The organism is Streptomyces sp. NPDC050509 (assembly GCF_044457965.1).
In the GTDB taxonomy this organism is placed as follows: domain Bacteria; phylum Actinomycetota; class Actinomycetes; order Streptomycetales; family Streptomycetaceae; genus Streptomyces.
Window position 1 is genome coordinate 303,612 of record NZ_JBITHL010000004.1, and the last position, 22,579, is coordinate 326,190.

Annotated in this window: 22 protein-coding genes and 1 tRNA gene; 11 read left to right on the plus strand and 12 right to left on the minus strand. The window is 69.6% G+C overall.

The window, feature by feature from the left end; translation table 11 throughout:
• Positions 1-109: 109 nt before the first annotated feature.
• The 6 genes from glp (at position 110) to ACIBJC_RS13810 (ending at position 4,713) form a co-directional block, all read left to right on the plus strand.
• Positions 110-1,432, plus strand: coding sequence for a gephyrin-like molybdotransferase Glp (gene glp, locus ACIBJC_RS13785; protein ID WP_399292330.1), 1,323 nt, complete (start codon positions 110-112; stop codon positions 1,430-1,432).
• A 71-nt stretch (positions 1,433-1,503) separates the two neighbouring features.
• Positions 1,504-2,103 carry a cyclic pyranopterin monophosphate synthase MoaC gene (moaC, locus tag ACIBJC_RS13790; RefSeq protein WP_399291760.1) on the plus strand — a complete coding sequence of 200 codons (600 nt, stop codon included), beginning with the start codon at positions 1,504-1,506 and terminating at the stop codon, positions 2,101-2,103.
• The gene (locus tag ACIBJC_RS13795) at positions 2,100-2,630 is read left to right on the plus strand and encodes a molybdenum cofactor biosynthesis protein B (RefSeq protein ID WP_399291762.1); all 531 of its coding nucleotides are present in this window, start codon (positions 2,100-2,102) and stop codon (positions 2,628-2,630) included. Before moaC ends, ACIBJC_RS13795 begins: the two co-directional genes overlap by 4 nt.
• Positions 2,627-3,250 (plus strand): GNAT family N-acetyltransferase, encoded by a 624-nt coding sequence (locus ACIBJC_RS13800; RefSeq protein ID WP_399291764.1) that lies wholly within the window; start codon positions 2,627-2,629, stop codon positions 3,248-3,250. The genes ACIBJC_RS13795 and ACIBJC_RS13800 overlap by 4 nt, the downstream gene beginning before the upstream one ends.
• Before the next feature lie 142 nt (positions 3,251-3,392).
• Positions 3,393-4,532: a gephyrin-like molybdotransferase receptor GlpR gene (gene glpR / locus ACIBJC_RS13805; protein ID WP_399291766.1), complete on the plus strand. Its 1,140-nt coding sequence runs from the start codon at positions 3,393-3,395 to the stop codon at positions 4,530-4,532.
• Between the two features lie 107 nt (positions 4,533-4,639).
• Positions 4,640-4,713, plus strand: a tRNA-Ala gene (locus ACIBJC_RS13810).
• A gap of 231 nt (positions 4,714-4,944) precedes the next feature.
• Here the strand turns inward: ACIBJC_RS13810 and ACIBJC_RS13815 are convergent.
• From ACIBJC_RS13815 to ACIBJC_RS13860, 10 genes are all read right to left on the minus strand, one after another.
• Positions 4,945-5,148 carry a hypothetical protein gene (locus ACIBJC_RS13815; protein ID WP_399291767.1) on the minus strand — a complete coding sequence of 68 codons (204 nt, stop codon included), beginning with the start codon at positions 5,146-5,148 and terminating at the stop codon, positions 4,945-4,947.
• Positions 5,129-5,953, minus strand: coding sequence for a 3-keto-5-aminohexanoate cleavage protein (locus ACIBJC_RS13820; protein WP_326611835.1), 825 nt, complete (start codon positions 5,951-5,953; stop codon positions 5,129-5,131). Before ACIBJC_RS13820 ends, ACIBJC_RS13815 begins: the two co-directional genes overlap by 20 nt.
• Before the next feature lie 237 nt (positions 5,954-6,190).
• Positions 6,191-7,636 carry an amidohydrolase family protein gene (locus tag ACIBJC_RS13825; protein WP_326611836.1) on the minus strand — a complete coding sequence of 482 codons (1,446 nt, stop codon included), beginning with the start codon at positions 7,634-7,636 and terminating at the stop codon, positions 6,191-6,193.
• A gap of 280 nt (positions 7,637-7,916) precedes the next feature.
• Entirely contained in the window at positions 7,917-8,897 is a 981-nt protein-coding gene (locus ACIBJC_RS13830; protein WP_399291769.1) for a fumarylacetoacetate hydrolase family protein, read from the minus strand.
• On the minus strand, positions 8,894-9,871 hold the full coding sequence (locus tag ACIBJC_RS13835; RefSeq protein ID WP_399291771.1) for an MBL fold metallo-hydrolase: 978 nt from the start codon (positions 9,869-9,871) through the stop codon (positions 8,894-8,896). Before ACIBJC_RS13835 ends, ACIBJC_RS13830 begins: the two co-directional genes overlap by 4 nt.
• Positions 9,872-9,992: 121 nt before the next feature.
• A complete protein-coding gene (locus tag ACIBJC_RS13840) occupies positions 9,993-10,685 on the minus strand; it encodes a helix-turn-helix domain-containing protein (protein WP_399291773.1) in 693 nt (230 codons plus the stop codon).
• A 168-nt stretch (positions 10,686-10,853) separates the two neighbouring features.
• A complete protein-coding gene (locus ACIBJC_RS13845; protein ID WP_399291775.1) occupies positions 10,854-11,909 on the minus strand; it encodes a zinc-binding alcohol dehydrogenase family protein in 1,056 nt (351 codons plus the stop codon).
• Positions 11,910-12,108: 199 nt separating this feature from the next.
• Complete coding sequence (locus tag ACIBJC_RS13850; protein ID WP_399291776.1) at positions 12,109-12,888, minus strand: TetR/AcrR family transcriptional regulator; 780 nt, start codon at positions 12,886-12,888, stop codon at positions 12,109-12,111.
• A 51-nt stretch (positions 12,889-12,939) separates the two neighbouring features.
• A complete protein-coding gene (locus ACIBJC_RS13855; protein WP_399291778.1) occupies positions 12,940-13,677 on the minus strand; it encodes an IS3 family transposase in 738 nt (245 codons plus the stop codon).
• Between the two features lie 259 nt (positions 13,678-13,936).
• Positions 13,937-14,572, minus strand: coding sequence for a TetR/AcrR family transcriptional regulator (locus ACIBJC_RS13860; RefSeq protein ID WP_399291780.1), 636 nt, complete (start codon positions 14,570-14,572; stop codon positions 13,937-13,939).
• 77 nt (positions 14,573-14,649) lie between these two features.
• Between ACIBJC_RS13860 and ACIBJC_RS13865 the strand changes: the two genes are divergently transcribed.
• The 5 genes from ACIBJC_RS13865 (at position 14,650) to ACIBJC_RS13885 (ending at position 19,997) form a co-directional block, all read left to right on the plus strand.
• Complete coding sequence (locus ACIBJC_RS13865) at positions 14,650-15,072, plus strand: nuclear transport factor 2 family protein (protein ID WP_399291782.1); 423 nt, start codon at positions 14,650-14,652, stop codon at positions 15,070-15,072.
• A 403-nt stretch (positions 15,073-15,475) separates the two neighbouring features.
• Positions 15,476-15,844 (plus strand): hypothetical protein, encoded by a 369-nt coding sequence (locus tag ACIBJC_RS13870; protein ID WP_399291784.1) that lies wholly within the window; start codon positions 15,476-15,478, stop codon positions 15,842-15,844.
• Between the two features lie 309 nt (positions 15,845-16,153).
• Positions 16,154-17,770 carry an amino acid adenylation domain-containing protein gene (locus ACIBJC_RS13875; protein ID WP_399291786.1) on the plus strand — a complete coding sequence of 539 codons (1,617 nt, stop codon included), beginning with the start codon at positions 16,154-16,156 and terminating at the stop codon, positions 17,768-17,770.
• Between the two features lie 197 nt (positions 17,771-17,967).
• Positions 17,968-19,185, plus strand: a complete 1,218-nt coding sequence (locus ACIBJC_RS13880) for a hypothetical protein (protein WP_399291787.1) — start codon at positions 17,968-17,970, stop codon at positions 19,183-19,185.
• A gap of 32 nt (positions 19,186-19,217) precedes the next feature.
• Entirely contained in the window at positions 19,218-19,997 is a 780-nt protein-coding gene (locus tag ACIBJC_RS13885; RefSeq protein ID WP_399291789.1) for an enoyl-CoA hydratase-related protein, read from the plus strand.
• On the opposite strand, the gene ACIBJC_RS13890 is transcribed toward ACIBJC_RS13885, so the two are convergent.
• Both ACIBJC_RS13890 and ACIBJC_RS13895 read right to left on the minus strand, forming a co-directional pair.
• Complete coding sequence (locus tag ACIBJC_RS13890; RefSeq protein WP_399291791.1) at positions 19,984-21,225, minus strand: damage-control phosphatase ARMT1 family protein; 1,242 nt, start codon at positions 21,223-21,225, stop codon at positions 19,984-19,986. The genes ACIBJC_RS13885 and ACIBJC_RS13890 overlap by 14 nt on opposite strands.
• Positions 21,226-21,282: 57 nt before the next feature.
• Positions 21,283-22,185, minus strand: coding sequence for a nitroreductase/quinone reductase family protein (locus tag ACIBJC_RS13895; protein ID WP_399291793.1), 903 nt, complete (start codon positions 22,183-22,185; stop codon positions 21,283-21,285).
• Positions 22,186-22,579: the final 394 nt, after the last annotated feature.

Below are 22,579 nucleotides of genomic sequence, written 5' to 3' on the forward strand. Positions count from 1 at the left end.
CGCCCCGGACCCGGCCCCGTCCGAGGACCGGCCCGAGGTCCGGCCCGAGGGGCGGGCGCCGGACCGGGCGCCTGACGGGGCGCAGGACCGGGCCCCGGGGAGCGAGGCCCTGCCCCGGGCCGAGGGCCCCGGGCGGGACCGGACCTGGTCCGTGGAGGACCATCTCGCGGACATCCTGGCCGGGGTCCGTCCGCTCGACCCCATCGAGCTGCAACTCCTCGACGCCCAGGGCTGTGTCCTCGTCGAGGACGTCACGGTTCCGGTCGCGCTGCCGCCGTTCGACAACAGCTCCATGGACGGGTACGCCGTCCGTACGGCCGATGTGACGGGCGCCACGGAGGAGTTCCCCGCCGTGCTGACCGTCGTCGGGGACGTGGCCGCGGGCAGCGGCACGCTCCCCGAGGTCGGCCCCGGCCAGGCCGCCCGGATCATGACCGGAGCCCCGCTGCCGCCAGGCGCCGAGGCCGTCGTCCCGGTCGAGTGGACCGACGGCGGTACGGGCGCCGGCCCGGCCACCTCGATGCGCCCGGCCGGCCAGGGCGGGGCCGGCGCGAGCGGCGAGGTACGGGTCCACCGCCCGGCCGAGGCCCGCGCCCATGTCCGCGCCCGCGGCAGCGACGTACGCGCCGGTGACCTCGCCCTGAAGGCCGGTACGATCCTCGGCCCGCCGCAGATCGGCCTGTTGGCGGCCATCGGCCGGGGCAGGGTCCGGGTCCGCCCGCGCCCCCGGGTGGTCGTCCTCTCCACCGGCAGCGAGCTGATCCAGCCGGGCGAGTCGCTCGGCGAGGGCCAGATCTACGACTCCAACAGCTTCGCCCTCACGGCCGCGGCCAGGGACGCGGGCGCCCTCGCCTACCGGGTCGGCGCCGTCACCGACGACGCGGACACCCTGCGCGCCACGATCGAGGACCAGCTCATCCGCGCCGACATGGTCATCACCACGGGAGGCGTGAGCGTCGGCGCGTACGACGTCGTCAAGGAGGCGCTCTCCTCCGTGGGGGACGAGGACGAGGCGGGCAGCGGGATCGACTTCCGCCGCGTCGCGATGCAGCCGGGCAAGCCCCAGGGGTTCGGTTCGATCGGCCCTGAGCACACCCCGCTGCTCGCGTTCCCCGGCAACCCGGTGTCGTGCTACGTCTCCTTCGAGCTGTTCGCCCGCCCGGCGATCCGCGCCCTCATGGGGCTGGAGGACCTGCACCGCCCGACCGTCAGAGCGCCCCTCAAGGCGGACGGGGCGCTCTCGTCCCCGGCGGGCCGCCGCCAGTTCCTGCGCGGTACGTACGACGCCGAGGCCGGCGCCGTCACCCCGGTCGGCGGCGCGGGCTCCCACCTCGTGGCGGCCCTGGCCCACGCCGACGCGCTGATCGTGATCCCCGAGGAGACCGTCTCCGTCGAGCCCGGCACGGAGGTCGAGGTGGTTCTGATCGGCTGACGCCCCGCTGTGGCGGTACCGTGTCTGCCCACACAGGCCCTGTCGGGCCCGGACCGGGAGCGCCACAGCGAATGACCGTGTTTTCCCGGGGGGAGACCCCCGGACACCCTCAGCAGGCCGACGAGAGCGGTTCGAGCGATCAGGACGGCCTGACCGAGACGGGACAGGACGGCCTGACCCACATCGACGCGTCGGGCGCCGCCAGGATGGTCGACGTCTCCGCCAAGGAGGTCACGGCGCGCACCGCGCGCGCCAGTGGCCGGGTGCTGGTCTCGCCGCGCGTCGTCGAACTGCTCAGGGGCGGGGGGGTGCCCAAGGGGGACGCCCTCGCCACGGCCCGTATCGCGGGCATCATGGGCGCCAAGCGGACCCCGGACCTGATCCCGCTCTGCCACCCGCTGGCCGTGTCGGGCGTCACGCTCGACCTCACGGTCGCGGACGACGCGGTCGAGATCCTGGCCACGGTGAAGACCACGGACCGCACCGGCGTCGAGATGGAGGCCCTGACCGCCGTCTCGGTGGCCGCGCTGACCGTGGTCGACATGGTCAAGGCCGTCGACAAGGGTGCGGTCATCACGGACGTACGGGTCGAGGAGAAGACCGGCGGCAGGTCCGGGACCTGGAGCCGCCCGGAGGCGGCCGGTGACGGAGCCGCCGGGGGTACGGCATGAGCACGCCGCCACCCGGCCGCCCGGAAACGTCGGGCGGGTCGCCGTACCGCGCCCTGGTCGTCACGGCATCCAACCGGGCCGCCGCGGGCGTCTACGCCGACAAGGGCGGCCCGCTCCTCGCCGACGGCCTCGGCGCGCTCGGCTTCGCCGTCGACGGCCCGCGGGTCGTCCCCGACGGCGACCCGGTCGAACAGGCCCTGCGCGAGGGCGTGGCCGCCGGGTACGACGTGATCCTCACCACCGGCGGTACGGGCATCTCGCCCACCGACCGCACTCCGGACGCCACGCGCCGCGTCCTCGACCACGAGATCCCCGGCATCCCGGAGGCGATCCGCGCGGAGGGCGCCGCGAAGGTCCCCACCGCCGCGCTCTCCCGGGGCCTGGCGGGTGTCGCGGGGCGGACCCTCATCGTGAACCTGCCCGGCTCGACCGGTGGCGTACGCGACGGGCTCGCCGTACTCGACCGGCTGCTCGTCCACGCGGTGGACCAGATCCGCGGCGGCGATCACCCCCGCGTCTCCGGATGAACCCGGCCTGGCCCACGATGCTGGTGGACGGTGAGGTGACCCTCCGCCCCATAAGGCTGCGCGACCAGCGTGCCTGGCGGGAGGTGAACCGGCGTAACCGCGACTGGCTGCGCCCCTGGGAGGCGACGATTCCGCCGCCGCCCCCCGGCGGCCCGGTCGCCCAGCGCCCCACGTACCGCCAGATGGTCCGCCATCTCCGCGCCGAGGCGAACGCCGGCCGGATGCTGCCGTTCGTCATCGAGTACCAGGGGCGGCTGGTCGGCCAGCTCACGGTCGCCGGGATCACCTGGGGCTCGATGTGTTCCGGCCATGTCGGCTACTGGGTGGACCGCGAGGTGGCGGGGCGCGGAGTGATGCCGACGGCCGTCGCGCTCGCCGTGGACCACTGCTTCCGGATGGTGGGGCTGCACCGCGTCGAGATCTGCATCCGCCCCGAGAACGGGCCCAGCCGCCGCGTCGTCGACAAGCTCGGCTTCCGCGAGGAGGGGCTGCGGCCCCGTTACCTCCACATCGACGGAGCCTGGCGGGACCATCTCGTCTATGTGCTCACGGCGGAGGAGGTGCCCGAGGGGCTGATCCACCGCTGGCACAGAGCACGCCCGGGAACGACCAGAAAATAAAACAAGTATTCGATATTACGTTCCATACGACCATAAACCGATACGAACAATCACAAAAAAAGTCCGTGATATCAGCCGGATCGTGCGACACACCGGCCCAATTGGCCGATGCCCTCGTGCGAACCCCTCTACGGTGTGAACCGTGAGCAGCAGCGGCCTCATCTACGCAGTCATCGTCGGGGCCTGGGCCGCCTATTTGGTGCCGATGTGGCTCCGCAGGCAGGACGAGCTGAACGAGGCACGTCCGACGGAACGCTTCAGCACCGCCATCCGGCTGCTGTCCGGACGGGCGGCCATGGAGCGCCGTTACGCCAAGGAGCTTCAGGGACGGGCCGCCGAAGAGGCGGGGACCGACGCGGAACCGGAGAGCCGTACGGAGTCGATGAGCTCCGTCGACGTCCGGGCCTTCGCCGCGCCTCCGGACCACACCGAAGTCCGGCTGAGCGCCCACGCGGACATCCCCGCACCGGCCAGGTCGGCGCAGCCCAGACCGGCGGCGCCCGACCCCGGACCCCACCCCGCGCCCCGTCCCGCCCCCGAGCGCCCCGCGTACGGACGGCGCGGGCGCCCCGCGGGCACACCGGCGGAACGCGCCCGGCGCGCCCAGCGCTCCCAGGTCCTCGCCCGCCGCCGGCGCACCACCATGCTCCTCTTCCTCGCCTTCACCCTCGGCGCGGTCGTCGCGGCGGTCGGCGGTCTGGGCTTCCTCTGGGCGCCCGCGGTCCCGGCCATACTCCTCAGCACGTACATCGTTCATCTGCGCGGCCAGGAGCGGCGTCGCTTCGCGTTCACCATGGACCGGCGCCGGGCCGAGGCCGCCGCCCAGCGGCTGCGCGAGAACCGTTCCCCGCGCCGGCAGCCCTCCGCACCCGGGGCCGACGAGCCCGAACAGGAGCCTGAACCCTGCCCCGAGCCAGAGCCGGCCGCCACGGTCTCCCCCCAGGAGGCGGGCCGCCGCGCCCTGGTCGAGCAGACCGACCACGCGGAGTGGGTGGACCAGCAGCGCGAAAACGGCCCGGCCCGCGGCGAGAGCTGGGAGCCGGTCCCGGTGCCCCTGCCCACGTACGTCACGGCCCCGGTCGCCCCCCGCGCCTCCAGCGGCGTGGAGGTCTCCGACCCGGAGACCTGGAGCGCGGCCCGCTCCTCCACGGCCGAACCGGCGACGGACCCGGCACCCTCCCCCCGCACCCCACCCCCGCGCCGCACCCGCGACCACGGCAGGACCCCGCTCTTCGACCAGTACGACGAAGAGGACGACCGCCCCCGCGCGGCCAACGAGTAACCGGACCCGCGACGGCCCCCGGCCGTCGTGGGTCCGCGCGCCCGTGACCAGCCGCTGACGGATTTCCGACCACGGCCGGGAGAGTGCTAAAGTTTCACTCGTTGCAAGGGCCTGTGGCGCAGACTGGTAGCGCACCTCGTTCGCATCGAGGGGGTCAGGGGTTCAAATCCCCTCAGGTCCACCGCAGAGGCTGTTCGCGAGTTAGCTCGTAAGCGGTTCACGAGATCCCGTCCGATCATTTCGATCGGACGGGATCTCGTCGTTTCTGGGCTCGTTGGGAGGTCTGGGTGCGCAGGTCGTGGCGTCGTGGTCGGCGTCGCGGGGTTGTGGCAGGTGCACGGGTATGGCTGTGCGCGCCGGCCTGGGCGGTCGGCTCGCGGTGGTCGGCTGTGGTTGTCGTGCGGGCCGGACGTCAGGTCATGCGCGGGGGCGGGTGCCGTCCGGTGAGGTCTGCCGACGGGGCGATAGCCGGGACGGTGTTCGGGGGCAGGGCCAGGGGCAGGGGGTCTGCGGCCTCGAAGTCGGCTTCGGCGTCGGTGAGTTCGTCGGGGCCGGCGCGTTCGGTGAGCCAGGTCTCCAGGACGAAAACGCCGGCGTCAGGATGTAGGCGTCGCATTCAGCTGCAGCATCCGGGTGGCCTCGTCGACCGAGGCGGTCGGCAGGTCGAGGGCCCGCGCGAGATCGACGGTGCGGCGAACCAGGGGAGTGTTGCCGGGGCTGAGTTCCCCCTTGCGCAGGAACAGTGTGTCTTCGAGGCCGGCACGAGCGTTACCACCCATTGCCAGGCCCATGGCGGTCAGCTGCAGGTTCGCCTTGCCGATCGCGATGATCTGCCACACCGCGTTCTCCGGGAGGCGTTCGACCAGGGTCAGCAGGTTCGCGGGTGTGGCAGCAGCGCCACCTCGAACTCCGAGGACGATGCTGAACTGAGGATTGCCGGAAATGAGCCCCTCGTCGATGAGGCGAAGGCAGGCGTCGAGGTGCCCGGTGTCGTAGATCTCCATTTCTGGTTTGACACCCAGTTCCTGCATCCGAGCCGCGAGCCGGCGCACGTCTGCAGGAGGATTGCGGAACTCGCCGGCGCCGAAGGTCATGGTGCACGGATTGAGAGTCGCCATTTGCGGGCGCAGCTCGATGAGACGTTCGCGCTCCGCGAACTCCACTCCCAGCCCCACTCCTGTCGAGATCTGGACGAGAATGGGGCACGCATCCCTGATCAGGCCGACGGTGCGCTCTGCGACAGCCAGATCGGCGGTCGGACGGCCCGCAGCGTCGCGGAAGTGAAGGTGGGCTACGGCGGCGCCTTCGGTATAGGCGTCAGCGACGGCAGCTGCGATTTCTTCGGGGCTGGTCGGGAGGCTGGGGTTGTCGGCCTTCGTGGCAATCGGCCCTGTCGTTGCCACGGTGATGATCACGGACATGGTGAACCTCCGGCATGGTGATTTCGGGGAATGCGAACTGCTCTGCTGCGGTGGGGCGTGGCTCGGCGGGATCAAGCGCGTGATTCCTGCTTCTCACGCGCAGACCGGGAGCTTCCGGGCCCCAAACGTGCGCCGCCCGCGGACAACTCGCTGCGACAGGTTCGCCCACGTCTGGCGAACCGGAGTCGTCATGCGATCATCCGCAACTGGTGACGCGCACCGGATCCCCCCCCCACGTCAATCGGAGGCGCCGGGCTCCAGCCCCCAAACGGGCTCCCAGGCCCTGCGCATCGCCCTGGCATCGATCCTGGTGAAACGTTCGTCGATGCCGTCTCGCGCCTTCTGGACGCGCCGTTCCACCGAGGCCCAGGAATCACCCTGAAGCTGTCCGGCGCGCTTGCGGGCGACGCCGTCGATCCACACGTACTCGACGTCATGAGGGTTGGCGTAGAAGACCAGAGCGGCGACCGGGTCGCGCAGGGCGGCGGTGTTCACGGCGTCGAGGCGGGTCAGGACGACGTCGGCTTTCTTGCCCACGGTGAGGCTGCCGATCTCGTTTTCGAGGCCCATGCAGGTCGCCCCGCCGAGCGTTGCGTACTCCAGCATCTTCGCAGCGGGAAACCGGGCGCTGCTGGGCAGCCCACCCGGGGTGGTCAGCTCGTTGTCCCGGAAGCGGATCGCCTGCAGCAACAGGCGCATCTGGGTGAACATGTCACCGTTGAAGGCCGAGACGATGTCGACGCCCAGGGAGGGCATCCGCCCGGACTTCACCACACGTTCCAGAACCGGGAACGTGCCGGACATCTGCAGCTCGGTGTCCGGCGTCGTCGAGAGCCACCCCCCTTCCCGCGCGATCAGGGCCAGGTCGTCGTCAGTGAGGCAGTTTCCGTGGGACAGCAGCAGGTCGTCGCCGAGCGCGTCGGCAGCCGCCAGGCTCTCGATGATGTTGCCGTCGTCGTTGAGGCCGATGGCCGCGTGGAAGGTGATCCGTGCGGGCTCCAGCTTCCGGCTCCACACGAGCTCCTCAAGGATCGGCTCCATGCTCGGGAACGTGAAGAACTCGCTGCTGGCGATGCCGAAGCGCAGCAGCCCGTCGTTGCTCGGAAAGTGCTCCTCCCGCACACGCGCCGCGTTCTCGCGGTGGAACGCCTCGATGGGCCCGGCGATCTCGGCGATGATCGCGGATGGGTCAATGGCCTCTCCCGGCGTGTAGCGAGGGTTGCGGTAGACGCCGTAGCCGAAGATGCCGCGGATCCCCGCGTCCTTGAGCCCCCGGACCAGGGCGTCCGAGTGCTCCGCGGAGACCTGGAGGTGGGAGTGGTCGACGAGGGTGGTGACGCCCGCGTTGATCGCCTCCAGTGCGCCGTAGTGATTGCCCAGGTAGGCGTCATCCACCTGGTAGCAGACGGGGTACATGGTCCTCATCTCGACCATGTACTCGAAGAGGCTCCAGTTCACCGCGACGCCGCGCAGCAGCGACTGCCACACGTGGCGGTGGGTGTCGACGAAACCGGGGCTCGCGATCATCCCGGTCGCGTCGATGACCTCCGCGTCGTCGGACTCGATCCCGGTCCCGATGCGCTCGATGCGGTCGTCGACGATGAGGAGGTCGCCCACGGCGAGATCGCGGGTCGAGGGATCCATTGTCGCCAGCATGGCGTTCTTCAGAAGTGTCTTCTTCACCGCGCTTCGCCTTTCGTTGTTGTGACGTTCTGTAGTGGCGTGGACGCGTGGCGCCAACTGATAGCGGATTCGATGGTCGGAGCAGCGGACCCGGCGTCGCGACTGCTCTCGGAGCGTTGTGCGGGCCGCGAACCCACCCCGGCGAGACAGCCCTCGCCTGTTCCGTCCTGTGCTTCCCGTCCGCGTCGGGCTCGATCCGAGCCGATGGGCGTGGCACAGGCATCCTGGTCTCCGGGATTTGACTGCGAGCACCCCGCTGCTCGGCGCCGGTGGCGAGGCGTCACGAACCCGAGACTTCGGTCCAAGGCCGCGGACGCCGATTCTTCGCCGTTCGCGCCCGTGGCAACTTCACCGGCGTCGCCCCGGGCACGACCTGGTTCGAGACCGTCCCGATGCCCTCCGCCACGAGTGTCACCACGTCCCCGGGACGCAGCGGTGGCGGGTCCTCGCTGCCGGTCCAGGCCCAGTACTCCAGTAGGGATCCGCCCCCGCATGTTCCTGCCGCCAGCACGTCGCCCGGCAACAGTTCGGCACCCCGTGAGGCGAAGGCGACGATCTCCTCGAACGACCACGACATGTTGGCCGAGTTGTCACCCCCGCCGGGCAGGGGGACACCGTTGACCTCCGCGTGCATCTCAAGCGCCAGGCGGTCGCCGCGGCGATACGGCGCGAGCTCGTCCGCGGTCACGATCCACGGCCCGAGGGTGTTGGCGAAGTCCTTGCCCTTCACAGGCCCGAGACCGAGAGGTATCACCGGCGTCATCAGGTCACGGGCAGACCAGTCGTTGTACAAGGTGTAGCCCGCGATGTGTTCGGATGCCTGCTCGGGCGTCAGGTCCTTCCCGGGCTTCCCGACGACGGCTGCAAGCTCAAGTTCGAAGTCCAGCCTGTGGCATCCGGGGGGTACCTCCACCGGATGGTCGGGGCCGATGACGGCGTTGGTGTTGGAGAAGTAGAAGACCGGCTGTTCGTACCACGCGGGATGGGGGGTCATCCCGAGTCCCTTCAGGCTCCCTTCGAGGTGCTCTTCGAACGTGATGTAGTCCCTCAGGGTCCTGGGTTGTACGGGAGACAGCAGCATCACCGAGGACAGGTCGACCTGCTTCCCCTCCGCTAGGCGTCCTACCAGGTCCGCCCGCTCATCCGGCGTGGCCATCAGAAGTTCGTCGAGGTCGGCCGTGACCGTCAGGGGCTGTACGTTGTCCCCCTCGACGATGCCGATGGTGGTGGCCCCGTCGAGCTTGATGCGGGCGATTTTCATGCGCCTTCTCCGATCGTCCCGTGCGAGTTCAGGCCGGCTGCGCGATGAAAGTCGGCCATGTGCGCGAACTGCTCAAGCCGGTCGGCGCGTGGGCGTGTGGGATCGAGTTCCTGGTAGCGGTTGAGCACGTTCGCGGCAATGCGCTCATGCTCTGCCATGTCGGCAAAGGCGCCGAGGTCGATCGACGCAATTGCTTCCTCCATGCTGAGCCCCGCTTCGAAGCGCTTGGTGGCCTCCGCTTCGACATAGGCGAGGTAGTCGCGGACCCGCTGGACTCCAGCCTTGTCGGTGACCGGACCATGACCCGGCACGATGGCGACGAGTTCGAGGTCGAGGATCTCGTCGCAGGCGGCGATGCAGCGTGACAAAGGGCCCTCCCATACCAATGGAGCAGCCCCGATGAAGAGGATGTCCCCTGTGAAGACCACCTTCGCGTCCGGTACGTAGACGAGGACGTCGCCTGGAGTGTGCGCAGGCCCAACCTCCGTGAGCCGCACCTGCCGCCCACCGATGTTCAATTCCAACGACCCGCTGAACGTATGTGTCGGTGGAGTGGCGGTGATCCCGGACGGGGCAAAGCCGCCGGCTACGGAACGGACGAAATCCCCCACCTGGTCCTCGCGATGCCACAGTTTCGCCAGCTCCATCGCACCGGTGGGCGTCATCAGTTCCGCCGCCGCAGCGGAAGCAATGATGTCCACGCCCGGACCGGCGACGAGCTGGTTTCCGAACCAGTGATCACCATCGGAGTGGGTGTTGACCACCGTTCGGATCGGATGGCCCGCTGTCAGCGGGCTGAAGGCGGCGAGCATCTGCGTGGTGTGGGCGAGGTCCAGGTGGGTGTCCACCAGAAGGGACTCCCCATCACCCCGGATCAGGCCGGTGTTGCTCTCCCCCCAGTGCCCGTCGGGCAGCAGCCATGCATGACAATCACCGCCGAGGTCGTGGGGTCCGTTCGAGTAGCTGGGTATCACGTCACGATCTCCTCGGTGGCAACGGCGAGTTGCTGGAAGTCGGGTTTGTGTCCACGCGGCACACGACGGCTGGGTACGCCCCTTGCTCCGGTCCCTTCGTGAGTTCACAGCCTGCGACGGGTCAACCAATGCCGTCGGCCGCGGATCCATGTTCGTTTTGCACCGCAGTGCAGACACCTATTTTGCACCGTGGTGCAGAATGTGTCGACGGTTGCGACGTCAAGGGGCCCGATCGGTGGAACAGCCGCCGCATCGCCACTCTGATCGCCGTGATCTGCCTGGCCCTGCGGGTCTTCTGCCCGATCGAGCGCCAGGTCCGCCAGGCCCTGGGCAGCCGGTGCAGCATGCGCGGCCTCCAGTCGGGCAGCAACCAGTCCCTACGGCCCACCGCCGAACTGATCCTCGCCGCCCTGTCCGACCTGCGAATGCGCAGCGGCACCGCCACCGGCCCACCGGCCCACGGGTCGTCCTGGTCGGCGAACGCATCCAAGCCCAGTTCCTCGACGTACTCGACGTCGATCCGATCCGACCCGACCCGCCGGCTCGGCACGTCGAGGAACTTCTTGAAGTCCTCGGTCGCGTGTCGGGCGGAGACCTTGCCCATCACCTTGCCGGCGGCGATGTTGAGCGCGACGAACCGGTTGCGCCACCGCCCGGCCGTCCCCCGGGTGATCCCCAACCCGGCGCCCACCGACCTGTTCGCCATCCCGTCTGCGCGCATCAGCACGATGTGCGCCCGCTGGTACGAGCCTTGCGCGGTACTGCGCCGACTCGCCCACCCCTCAAGCGTCCGCCACTCGGCCACTGTGAGCACCGGCGGAAGTCTCGGCCTACCTGACATGACTCCATGAGGCCGCAGGACTCAAGGGCCGGGACCCCGGCCCGAGGCGTATGCAGGACCGCGCCTGCTCATCGCCGGAGTCGGCCGGCGCCGGCTCGAACGCTTCGCGCTCCACTCGCCCGTTCAACACCATGGGGGCAGTCAGGAGGCGTCATCGATCCTCAGGACGATCTTGCCTCTTGCTTCGCCCGCATCGATGGCGCGATGCCCCTCCGCCACGGAGGACAACGGCAACTCGCGGGTTATCCGCGGACGAACGCGACGGCTCGCAACGTGTTCGTTGAGCCGCTGCATACGGCTAGGGGTCGCCTCGAAGAACCTGTACTCGAAGGACTGGTGACGCGCGACGAATTCCGGGGTCTCGGCTGCGTGAACGCACGACGCCACCCGCCCGCCATGACGAACCATGTCGGACAGCTGTGCCTGTGCTGCGCCACCCACCGTGTCCACCGCGGCATCGACACCCTTGGGAGCCAACTTGGCGACGGCGGCGGATACGTCCTCGGTGCGGTAGTCGACCACGTGGGCAGCCCCCAACCCGCGGACGAACTCGTGATTCGACGATCGTGCCACGCCGATGACCTCCGCCCCCGATGCGACTGCTACCTGGACGGCGAAGTGGCCCACGCCACCGGCCGCGCCCAGGACCACGACAGTGTCTCCGGGTCCGACCTGCAAAAGCTCCTCCACCAGCACCATTGCCGTGCCGCCGGCGCATGCGACCGCGGCTGCCTCCCGCATGGGGATCCCCGGAGGGACCGGAACCAGTTGGGTCGATCGCGTCGGCGCCAACTCGGCGTAGGTCCCGTCCCCCACATAATCGTGCAGGAAGAAGCCGTACACCGCTTGGCCGAGCTCGAAGGGCGAGCCCGAGAGGCCGATCTCCTCCACGAACCCGGCCCCTTCGAGCCCGAGCACCATCGGGAAGTGGTGCCGCGCCCGTGGGACGAATTGCCCCTGCCGGATCCGGGCGTCGCCGGGATTGACGCCTGCGTGCGTCAGCCTGACCAGCACGCTGTTGGGGCCGATGGGGGGCCGGTCCATCTCGCGCTCGCGGAACTGCTCCGGTCCACCGAACTCGTCGCACACCATCGCACGCATCACTCGCTCCACCAAACGCCTGGAGACCGGCCACCGGCCGGTCGAATTGTCGTCATGGTCATCATCGAATCCTCCTTGCGCCACCTCATTCTGCACTCAAGTGCAATCGTGGGCAACCAAGGCTTCCCCGGATTTGGGCACCGTGGCGTCCGCGGGTGGCCCTTCAACCGAAGCTCAGCGACGCGGAGTTGGTCATCCCGGCAGTGAGGCAGGCACTGCTGGGCTTCGTCTCCGACGCCCGGTGGCTGCGCTGTGCCCACGCCCACCTGCACGGGCTGTTCCCGTACCTGCCCCGTCAGGAGCGCGGACGCACCGCGGCGAGGATCAGCTCGACCCCCTCGTCGACCATGTCCTGGAGCAGGCGGTCGCGCTCGCGAACCCAGCGGAGGGTCGCGCCCATGAGCGTGTCACTGAGGGTGCGGGCAGCCACGTCGACGTCGACGCCGGGGTCCACCTGGCCGTGCGCCTGGCCCTCGCGCAGCAGCGGGGCGAGGTCGGTCAGCAGCTGGGACTCATAGCGGATCGGCCCGACGGCCGCGGTCCAGCCCAGCATCATCTGCCGCGAGAGCTCCGGCTCGGCCTGCACCATCTCGCTGATCAGGTGCAGGTAGGCACGGATCCGCTCAGGCACTTCGTCGGAGGCGTCGGTGGCCTCGGCCACGGCGGTGTCTGCCAACTTGCGGGTCCACAGCATCGGAATGTCGTTCTTGCTGGGGAAATGGTTAAAGGCGGTGCGGCGTGATGTGCCGGCCCGTTCGGCAATGTCGGCCATCGTGGTGGCCTCGTAGCCGCGCTCCACGAACAGCGCCGCCGCCGCTTCGTAGAGCCGGTCGCGAGTCGTGGTGCCGCGGCGCGGCACGCTGCCCTGCTCGGTCTTCGTCACCCGCGCCACATTACTTCGACGCCACCGGCACCGATCGGCGCGGCCCTTGGGGATTTCGTCGCCTTTGCGCCCCTCGGAGCACTGGTCCCACTGCTGGTCGGCAGGGTCCTGGATGGTGACTGTATCGCGCTGGGGTTCATCCTTGCGGCCGGCGGCCTCGGCGAGGTCCTGGCGTCCGTTCTGCTTGGACACCGGGGCCCTGAGGGGTCTCGCGTTTTCCGGACAGGCTTCTGACCGTTTATTTCACGCGGCGATTCGCAGCTTCTCGTACTCGGCGTGAACTTCACGCGGGCGGTAACCCACCGCCGAGTGGAGGCGTTTGCGACTGTACCAGAATTCGATGTAACGAGTGATGTCCTGCCGGGCGGCCTCGCGGGTCAGGTAAGTCACGCGCGATACGCGCTCGTTCTTCAGGGCGCCGAAGAATGACTCGGCCATAGCGTTGTCGAAACAGATTCCGGTACGTCCGGAGGATTTGCGAAGCCCAAGCCGATCGAGCACCTTCCCGAACTCGGCTGACATGTAGTTACTTCCGCGATCGGAGTGGAATATTGCGCCCTTGGTGAGCTTCCTGTTCCGTGCAGCGTTACGTATGGCCCTGGATATCAACGGAGTTTGGCAGTGGTCGTCCATCGCGTAACCGATGACTTCCTTCGTGGAGCAGTCGATGACCGTCGCGAGGTACAGCCAGCCCTCCCCGGTCGCGATGTAGGTGATGTCACCGACGGGCTTTTCGCCGGGCGCAGCGGCGGTGAAGTCACGTTCCACCAGGTCCGGCACCTGGCCGGCCGCGGCCTGGGTGAGGCCGAACCTCTTTGGCCGTGGCTGGCAGGGCGCCAGGCGGGTTTGGTCCTGCTCGGCCCGTGCCACGGTGGTGAGGACCAGGTCCTCACCATCTCTGCGGTGCAACAGCAGCCGTGGTGAGTCCTTAAGCCGGGCGAGCGTCTGCTTGTTCTTGTTCACCAGCTCGGAGAAGTTCACGGCAGCGTTCTCGATACTCGTGACTTTGAAAGTACTTCGAAATTCATGACGCCGCCATCACCCGCAAGAGGGGCATTGCCCGGAAACAACCGTACGGAACTCCTCGCCGGTGGTGGTCCGCAAGTCCGAATCGGTTCCGATACCCGACGTCCGGGACCGCGGCGTCTCTTCAGAGATGGGGGAGGCTACTCCCCAGCAACTGGAACATGACGGTTCGCGATTCCCGCTGGCCGTCGGCGGACAGACGGCACGGGAACGCCTACAGGGGCTTCACCGATGCCGGTGGGGTAGGGGAGCGGTCGGCTTCCTGGCCGCTTGCGGGTTCGGTCGTTGGGGGTGTGGCCAGGCTTTGGAAGCATGGGCGGAGCAGGTCGACGATCTGCTCGGGTGAGGCGTCCGCGAGGTGCGTGAGGCGCAGCAGGTACCGCTCGGCGATCACGCCGTGGACGATCGCGCTGAGCAGGCTCGCGCGCAGGTCGGCGTCGGGCGTCGGTATCGCCTCGGTGAGTTGGTTGAGCTGGGGCTCCCCGGCGGCCCGGTAACGATCGGCGGCGTCGGCGTTCGTGAGTATCGAGCGCAGAACCGCCAGGGAGGCCGTCGGCTCGCCGGTCAGGCGCCTGCCCAGCGACGTGAGCAGCGCCTCGGCCACCTCGTCCGAGGTGCCGCCGGGCAACTCGTCGGCGGGAACCTCGGTGGCGCGGGCGAAGAGCAGGTCCTTGCTGCCGAAGTAGTGCATGACCAGACCGGCGTCGACACCGGCGGCCGTCGCCACGGCGCGGATCGTGGTCCGGTCGTAGCCGAGCTCGGCGAAGATCTGGCGGGCCGCGGCGAGAATGCGCTCCTCGCTCTGGCGGCGCTGCTGCGCTCTGGTAGGGCGGGTGCTCGGTTCGGTCACGTGTTCATTCTACGACTGTTGACCGGAGGCCCATTTCGTTCTACGTTCGTTCAATCAACGAGCGTTCAATGAAAGGGGTGACCGTGACTGCCACGTCACGCGAAGTCGTCGAGCAGGTCCTGCGCGCGGGCCGCGAGATGGACACCGAAAAGTTCGTAAGCCTGATCGCTCCGGACGGCTACGTCGAATGGCCGTACCGACCGGCAGGTATGCCTGACCGCCTGGAGGGCCGCGAACAGATCCGCGCGTTCCTGACCGCCCAGGCCAAGGGCCTCGTCAGGTTCGACGAGTACCGCAACACGGTGATCCACGAGACCACTGACCCAGAGGTGGTGATCGTCGAGTACGACGCCCACGGCACCGTGATCCCCACAGGTGCACCCTTGCACCAAACCATCATCGCCGTACTCCGGATCAGGGACGGCCTGGTCGTCTCGTACCGCGACTACCTCAACCCACTGGTACTGGCTGAAACCCTGGCAAGCGTCGGCAACGCCTAATACGGCAGCCGCCGTTCGGGATCTTGGCCGAGGCTGGTGGCCGCTGTCACCGCGTAGACGTTGCCAGTCGGCGGCGGGTCTCGGACCAGGTGCTCGGCGCGTTCATGGGCCGGTTCGGCAGGGTCGAGCCGCGTCGCGCCGACAAGCACACCCGTGAGCCCGGGCCCTGTCGACCGCTCCCGCCCCGACCGCCGGGAAACGCTCTCCAACAAAACGGGAAGCGATCTTCCAAGGGGCATCATCACCCCACGCCAGACGTACTCGTCAACACCCCACTGCACGGCTGTTCCTGAGTCAGCTCGGGGATGGTGACGGGATCCCGTCCGATCGGAAGATCGGGCGGGATCTTCGCGTTCCCGGGAGTGTGTGAGCCGGTTCGGGGTGTCCGTCGTAGGCTGCCCCCATGCGGCCCGAAGGCAGCCCTGCCAGCAGTGTCAAGCACTGGCGGGAGTGCTCCGATGTGTACGACTTCCTGGAGCAGATCCGTCTGCGGCCCGGCATGTGGCTGCCGGGAGGTTCGCTCCAGCATCTGCGGTCCGTCCTCACCGGCTACCGTGTGGCGCTCGCCGTGCACTCCTGCCATGAGCCCTTCGCCTTCTGGCCCGAGGAGGACTTCCTCAACTGGCTCCACGGGCGGTACGGGGTGTCCAGTTCCCTCACCTGGGTCGCGGAGATCGAGCGTCGTACACCGGCCGGCTCCACGCCGCTCGACGAGTTCTTCCGGCTCCTGGACGACTTCAGGCGTGACACGCCCCAGGAGCCTGCTCCGTAGGAGGAGAGGGCGTGGGGGTGGCATCGCTCTGCTTCCGGTCCTCGTGTACGAAGCCGGCGCGCAGCTCTCCCTACCTGTGGTGTCGTCGCACTGTGTGGCGAAGGTTGCCGGTGTGGCGGAGTGCGGCACATGTGGCTGATTAGGCGTCAGTTCTTGTCCGAACAGGCCTAGTTGAGAGTTAAAGCGCGCACACTACAGTCGGACGGAAGACCGCGAGGGGCGCCGGCCCCGCCGGCCAGTGGACCGCAAGGCGTTCGAAATACCGGACCCCCATCCGTCGCTCGAAACAGCCAGGAGGTCTCCCCTCCCATGCATCTGGACCACCTCACCCCGCGGGATCGCGAGCTCTTCCGGCGGTTCGGGCACGGGCCCGCCGTGCGTGTTCCCCATCTCCTCGTCCACCGCGCCTTCGAACAGCAGGCGCTCGCCGTTCCCGACGCCGTGGCGGCCGAACACGGCGGCAGCACCGTCACGTACGGGGAGCTGAACCGTCGCGCGGACCGGCTCGCGGCCTGGCTCCGGCGTGCCGGGGTGCGGCCGGGCGACCGTGTCGGGCTCTTCGTGCGGCGCTCGATCCCGATGCTCGTGGGGCTGCTCGGCACGCTCAAGGCCGGTGCGGCGTACGTACCGCAGGACATCGGCCTCGCGCCCGCCGCCCAGCTCCGCCATGTCATCCGTACGGCCGCCACCCGGATCGTCCTCACCCAGCGGGAGTACGCGCACCGCGTGCCCTTACCGGCCGGGGTGTGTCATCTCGTCGAGCTGGATGACGTGGGTGATGTGGATGACGTAGGTGACGTAGGTGACGTGGGTGACGTGGGTGAACTCGATCGTCTTTACGGGCACGGCACGGCGGCGCCCGACGACGGCTGCTACGTCCTCTTCACCTCCGGCACCACAGGCCCGCCCAACGGGGTCACCGTCACCCACCGGAACGTGGCCAACATCCTGCTCACCGAGCCCGGCAGCCTCGGTATCCGACCCGGAACGCGGGTCGCCCAGCTTCTCAACATCGCCTTCGACATGGCGGCCTGGGAGATCCTCGGCTGCCTCAGCCACGGCGGCACCCTCGTCATCCGCGGCAAGGACATCGCAGAGGCGGCGCGCACCGCGGACGTCCTGGTCGCGACCCCCACCGTTCTCGCCTCCATCGACCCGGCCGCCTGCCCCCGGGTGCGGGCGGTCGCGGTGGCGGGGGAGCCCTGCCCGCGGCCCCTCGCCGATCTGTGGGCGCGGCGCTGCGCCTTTCACAACGCCTGCGGCCCGACGGAGACCACGATCGTCAACACGATGCAGCGCCATCACCCGGACGCGGAGCTGCTGACGATCGGCCGGCCGACCCCCAACAACGCGGTGTACGTCCTCGACGAGCGGCGCCGCCCCGTCCCCATCGGCGAGGTGGGCGAGATGTGGGCGGGCGGCGACTGCGTGTCGGCGGGCTATCTCGGCGACGACGCCCTGACCGCGCAGCGGTACGCGCCCGATCCGTATCTCGGCGGGGGACGCCGCATGTTCCGTACGAGGGACCTCGGCCGCTGGACCCCCGACGGTGAGCTGGAACACCTCGGCAGGACGGACGACCAGGTCAAGATCCGCGGCTTCCGCGTCGAGCCGGACTCCGTCTCCGCCGTGCTGGAGTCCCTGCCGGGGTGCGTCCGCGCGGTCACGCTCAAGCGCGACGCCCAGCATCTCGTCTCGTTCGTCTGTCCTCAGGACGTCGACCCGGAGGCGGCGCGCGGGGCGGTGGCGGCGGCGCTCCCGTACTACTGCGTGCCGTCCGCCGTGCTGCCGCTCGCCGCCCTACCGGAGACCGACCGGGGAAAGATCGACAAGGCGGCGCTGCTGCGGCTCGCCACCGGGGACACCAACGGGGACATCGCGGGGGACACCGGCCGGGACGCGCGTGTGGGGGTGGTGGGGGCGTGACCTTCTCCGTTGATGAGGAGAGCGTCCGTCGGTCGGCGGGTCAGCCATCGGCCCGGTCGTCGGCTCGGCCTCGGTCCGTGCCTGCGGCTCCGTCCGCGCCTGCGTCCGCGCCTGCGGCTCCGCCCGTCGCCGTCGGCGACGTTTCGCTTCCGCCGCTCACCTCCTGGCCCAGGCGCCTCTTCAAACACCCCCGCCTGATGCACTACAACCGCCTCGCCGCCCTCGTCCTCCTCGCCAACCTCGGCTTCCTCGCGGCGGGCCCGTACAGCCCCCGTACCCTCGGCCTCGCCGCCCTGGCGAACCTGGCGCTCGCCGTCGTCGTGCGCCAGCAGTACGTCATCAACCTGCTGTTCCGGCTGGCCACCTGGCCGTCCACACGCAGGCCGCTCAGGCTCCGCTGGACGCTCGCGAAGGTGTACCACTTCGGCGGGCTCCATGTGGGCGGGGCGGTGGCGGGGGCGTTGTGGTTCCTGGGCCAGACCGCCGCCCTGACCGGCGCGGGGGTCACGGGAAGCGGCGCGGGTGTCGCGCTGCTCGTCGTCGCGTACACGCTGATCGCCCTGTTCGCCGGCATCATCGCCACCGCGCTGCCGCCCTTCCGCTCCCGCTTCCACGACCGCTTCGAGAAGATCCACCGTTACGGCGGCTGGGCGGCGCTCGCGCTCTTCTGGGCGCATACGGTGCTCTCCGCGCTCCCCCCGCTCTCCGCCGGCGGACCGGTCGTCGCGGAGCCCGGCCTCTGGGTGCTCGCCCTCGTCACCTTCTCGGTCGCGCTGCCCTGGCTGCGGCTGCGCAAGGTCGACGTACGGATCGAACGGCCCTCGTCCCATGTGGCGCTGGCCCACTTCGACCACGGGGTCACCCCGTTCGCCGGTTCGTCCACCGCGATCAGCCGCAGCCCGCTCCAGGAGTGGCACTCGTTCGCCAACGTGCCCGCCCCCGGCCGCTCCGGCTTCCGGCTCACCATCTCCCGCGCGGGCGACTGGACCGGATCCTTCATCGACGACGCGCCCGCGCGGGTGTGGGTCAAGGGCATCACCACGGCGGGCGTCGCGAACATCGAGACCCTGTTCAGCAAGGTGATCTACGTGGCCACCGGCAGCGGCATCGGCCCCTGCCTGCCCCATCTCCTCGCCGCCGAGGTGCCCGCACGGCTGGTGTGGGCGACCCGCGATCCGCGGGTGACGTACGGGGACGGGCTCGTCGACGAGATCCTCGCCGTCCAGCCGGACGCGCTCATCTGGGACACCTCGCGCCACGGCAAACCCGACATGGTGCGGCTCGCGTACGCCACGTACCGCGACTTCGGCGCCGAGGCCGTCATCTGCATCTCCAACAAGAAGCTCACCTGGCAGGTCGTGCACGGTCTCGAACGCCGTGGCATCCCCGCGTACGGCGCCATCTGGGACTCATGACGTCCCGCCGGACCCCTATCGGAGGCACTTCCGTGGATCTGAACCTCAAGACCGAGCGGCACGGCCCGGACGGCCGGGTCGTGACCGTACGGCTCCACCGGCCCCATGTGCTCAACGCCCTCAGCAGCGCCCTCATGCGCGAACTCCTCGACATCCTGGGCCCGTTGGACCGCGACCCCGGCGTCGGCTGCTTCGTCGTCACCGGGTCGGAGAAGGTCTTCGCGGCCGGCGCCGACATCAGGGAGATGTCGGGGAAGACGGCCGTCGAGATGGCGGACGAGGACTACTTCGGGCAGTGGGAGGAGTTCGCCGCCTTCCGTACGCCGAAGATCGCCGCCGTCAACGGCTATGCCCTCGGCGGTGGTTGTGAGCTGGCGATGATGTGCGACATCGTGATCGCGGGGGAGTCCGCCGTCTTCGGACAGCCGGAGATCAAGCTCGGTGTGATCCCCGGTATCGGCGGCACCCAGCGCCTCACCCGGCTGGTGGGACGCGCCAAGGCCATGGATCTCGTCCTCACCGGCCGCACGATGGACGCGGCCGAGGCCGAGCGGTCCGGGCTGGTGTCCCGGGTGGTGCCCGACGACCGGGTACTGGAGGAGGCGACGCGCGCCGCCACCGCCGTCGCCTCGTACGGCAGGCCGGCGGTGACGGCGGCACGCGAGGCGGTCGACCGGGCCCTGGAGACCGGGCTGCGCGACGGGGTCCTCTTCGAACGACGGCTGTTCCACGCGCTGTTCGCGACCGAGGACCAGAGCGAGGGCATGCGCGCGTTCCTGGAGAAGCGCGAGCCCCGCTTCACCGGTCGCTGAGCCGGGTCTGGATCAGCGCGTGGGTGCCGCTGGTCCGCCAGGAACTCCCCTTCTCCGTACGGGTGTTCAATGACGTGAGGGTGGTGTCGCTGAGGCCGACGATCACATCGGACTTCAGGGTGCGCAGCGCGGTCACCGGGCCCGGGAAGTACGCGGTGCGCTCGGCGAAGGGCAGGGTGGCGGGCCAGGCGCGGTCGCCGACCAGGCGGCGGTAGTTCAGGTCTCCCTTGACCAAGGTCACTGCGGCCTCGCCGAGTTGGGCGCGAAGATCGGCGGGCATCGCGTCGAAGGGCAGCGGCGCGCGGAAGAAGTCGTGCGCGCGTACGTCGAGGCGTCCCGTCGCCATCGCCGCCCACAGACGCCCGCCGATCTCCGCGGCGTACCCGGGCGCCCGGCCGAGCCGGCGCAGCGCGTCGATGACATCGGCGAGGGTCGCGTCGGACACGTAGTACGGGCACGGCTTGACGTGCAGGACGGCGCCGGCGGCGCGGCCGGTACGGAGGAGATGGTCGAGGAGGACGAGATCGGGGATCAGCTCGCGGCCCGAGTTGTCCGCGATCAGATGGACGGGCCGGGCGGGCGCCCCGCCGGGGAGCAGGGACCAGAGCAGGGCGCTGTCGTCCGCGACGAGCGGCGAGTCCGTACCGGAGCTGCCACTGTCCCCCGGGGAAGGGGACGAGATACGGAACCCCAGGTCGGCCCGGTTGCCCCAGAGTGAGGCCAGCAGGAGCGCGTACGCCTGGTCGTCGTCGCGCCGCCCGGGACCGTCCGCCAGGGTGGCGAGGCCGTCCAGGGCGGTGAGTTCGTCGTCGACCGCGCCGGTCCGCAGCTCGGCCTGTTTGAACGGGGCGAAGGGGTCGACGCCCTGCCAGGGGCCGGGGGTGAAGTACCCCACGGCCCCCAGCAGCCTGCGGTAGAAGTAGCTCTCGCTCCACAGGAACGGCGCGTCGAACCACGACCGGCCCACATGCTCGTCGTACCCCCAGCTCCGCCACCGGCCCAGGTCGTGGGCGTCCGCGGGGAGCGGCTCCATGACCCCGTCGGTGATCTCCCGGAGGAGCGCGTCGAGGGCCGCGTGCTGCGCGGGCCCGTAGGGGAACGCGTCACGGACCTGCTGGATGAGCGCCGGATGGCGGGTGGCCAGGACGCTCCGGGCGAACGAGCCGGGCTCGTTGCCCAGGATCACGGGCGTGTCATCTGCTGGGGTTGCTGGGGGAACCGCGGGCATGGCTTTCACGTACTCCTTCTACTCCGACTGCCTCGTACCGCTGATGACGCTAACGGGTCAGGGCGCGACCGGCGGGTACGGAATGCCGGCCAGGAGCGGCAGCAGCGACTCCTCCTCGTAGTCCAGGTGGGCCGACAACTCGGTTGACATGCGGTCGAGTTCGGTACGGAAACGGCCCGGATCCGCGGTGGCGACCTCCGTCAGCAGTGTGTGCAGCTCGCCCTGGATACGGGCGACCGTGCGGTGTTCCTCGGCGAGTCGGGCGAACACACCGGACAGATGGGGGTGGCTGCTCGCGAGCGCCGGGAACAGATGCGCGTCCTCCCCGGTGTGGTGGAACGTCAGCGAGTCGCAGAACGCCAGGCAGTGCTGGCGCAGTTGGAGGCCGAGTCCGGGCGCGGGAGGCGCTCCGGGGCCCTGGTGCGCCGCCCGCGCGGCGAAGTGTGCGTCGGCCTCGACGCGTACGTGCGCCAACTGTGAGCGCAGCCAGGTGTGGACCTCGATCAGCTTCTCGGCGAGATCGGCCGGGCCCGTCCCGGGAGCGGCGTCGGGCTCGGAGCGCTCCAGCACCACGACCGGCAGGATCCGGTCGGTGCCGGCCTGGTAGTCGGCGTACCCGGGCGCCACGCGCACGACGCGCTCGAAGAGCAGGTCACGCCGCTCGCCCTCGGCGGGGACGGCGATCGCCCCGTACGCCCGCGTACCGATCTCCACGCGCACCATGGGGTGGGCGAGCAGGTTGTGGTACCAGTCGGGATGACGGTGGCTGCCGCCGGCCGAGCCGACGATCAGCAGCAGGTCGCCGTCGCGTACGAAGCCGAGCGGAGTGGTGTGTTCCGTTCCGGACCGTGCGCCCGTGGTGGTCAGCAGGAGAAGGTCGGCGCCCTCGAAAGGGCCGCCCACCTTTCCCTCGTTGGCCCGGAACTCCTCGATGACGGACTGGGTGAAGGACAGGGGCATACGGGTGTGACTCTCCTGGGGAAGAGGGAAAAGGGTGGGTGACGTGCAAAGGAATGGGTGACGTGCAAGGGGGGGGGAGAAAGACAGCGGGCTGTCAGGAAGCCAAGGGGACGGCGCGGGGAAACGCAGTACGTCAGTGCACCGGGGAATGGCGGTTACGCCGAGTACGGCAGGTGCATCGGGTACGGCGGTGACGCCGGGTACCTCGGAAGTGTCAGACGCGGGGTGCGGAGTATGAACTCATGGCATCGTCCCTCGATAAAGGTGTCCGCTCGAACGCCGGCCTGCCCACAGCTCTATGGCCGGTGTCGCGCTACACGCCGACCATTACAGCCATCCCGCGGTGCCCTGTCAATCCGGACGTGTTCGCCCCTCTCGCACGGGGAGACGATTG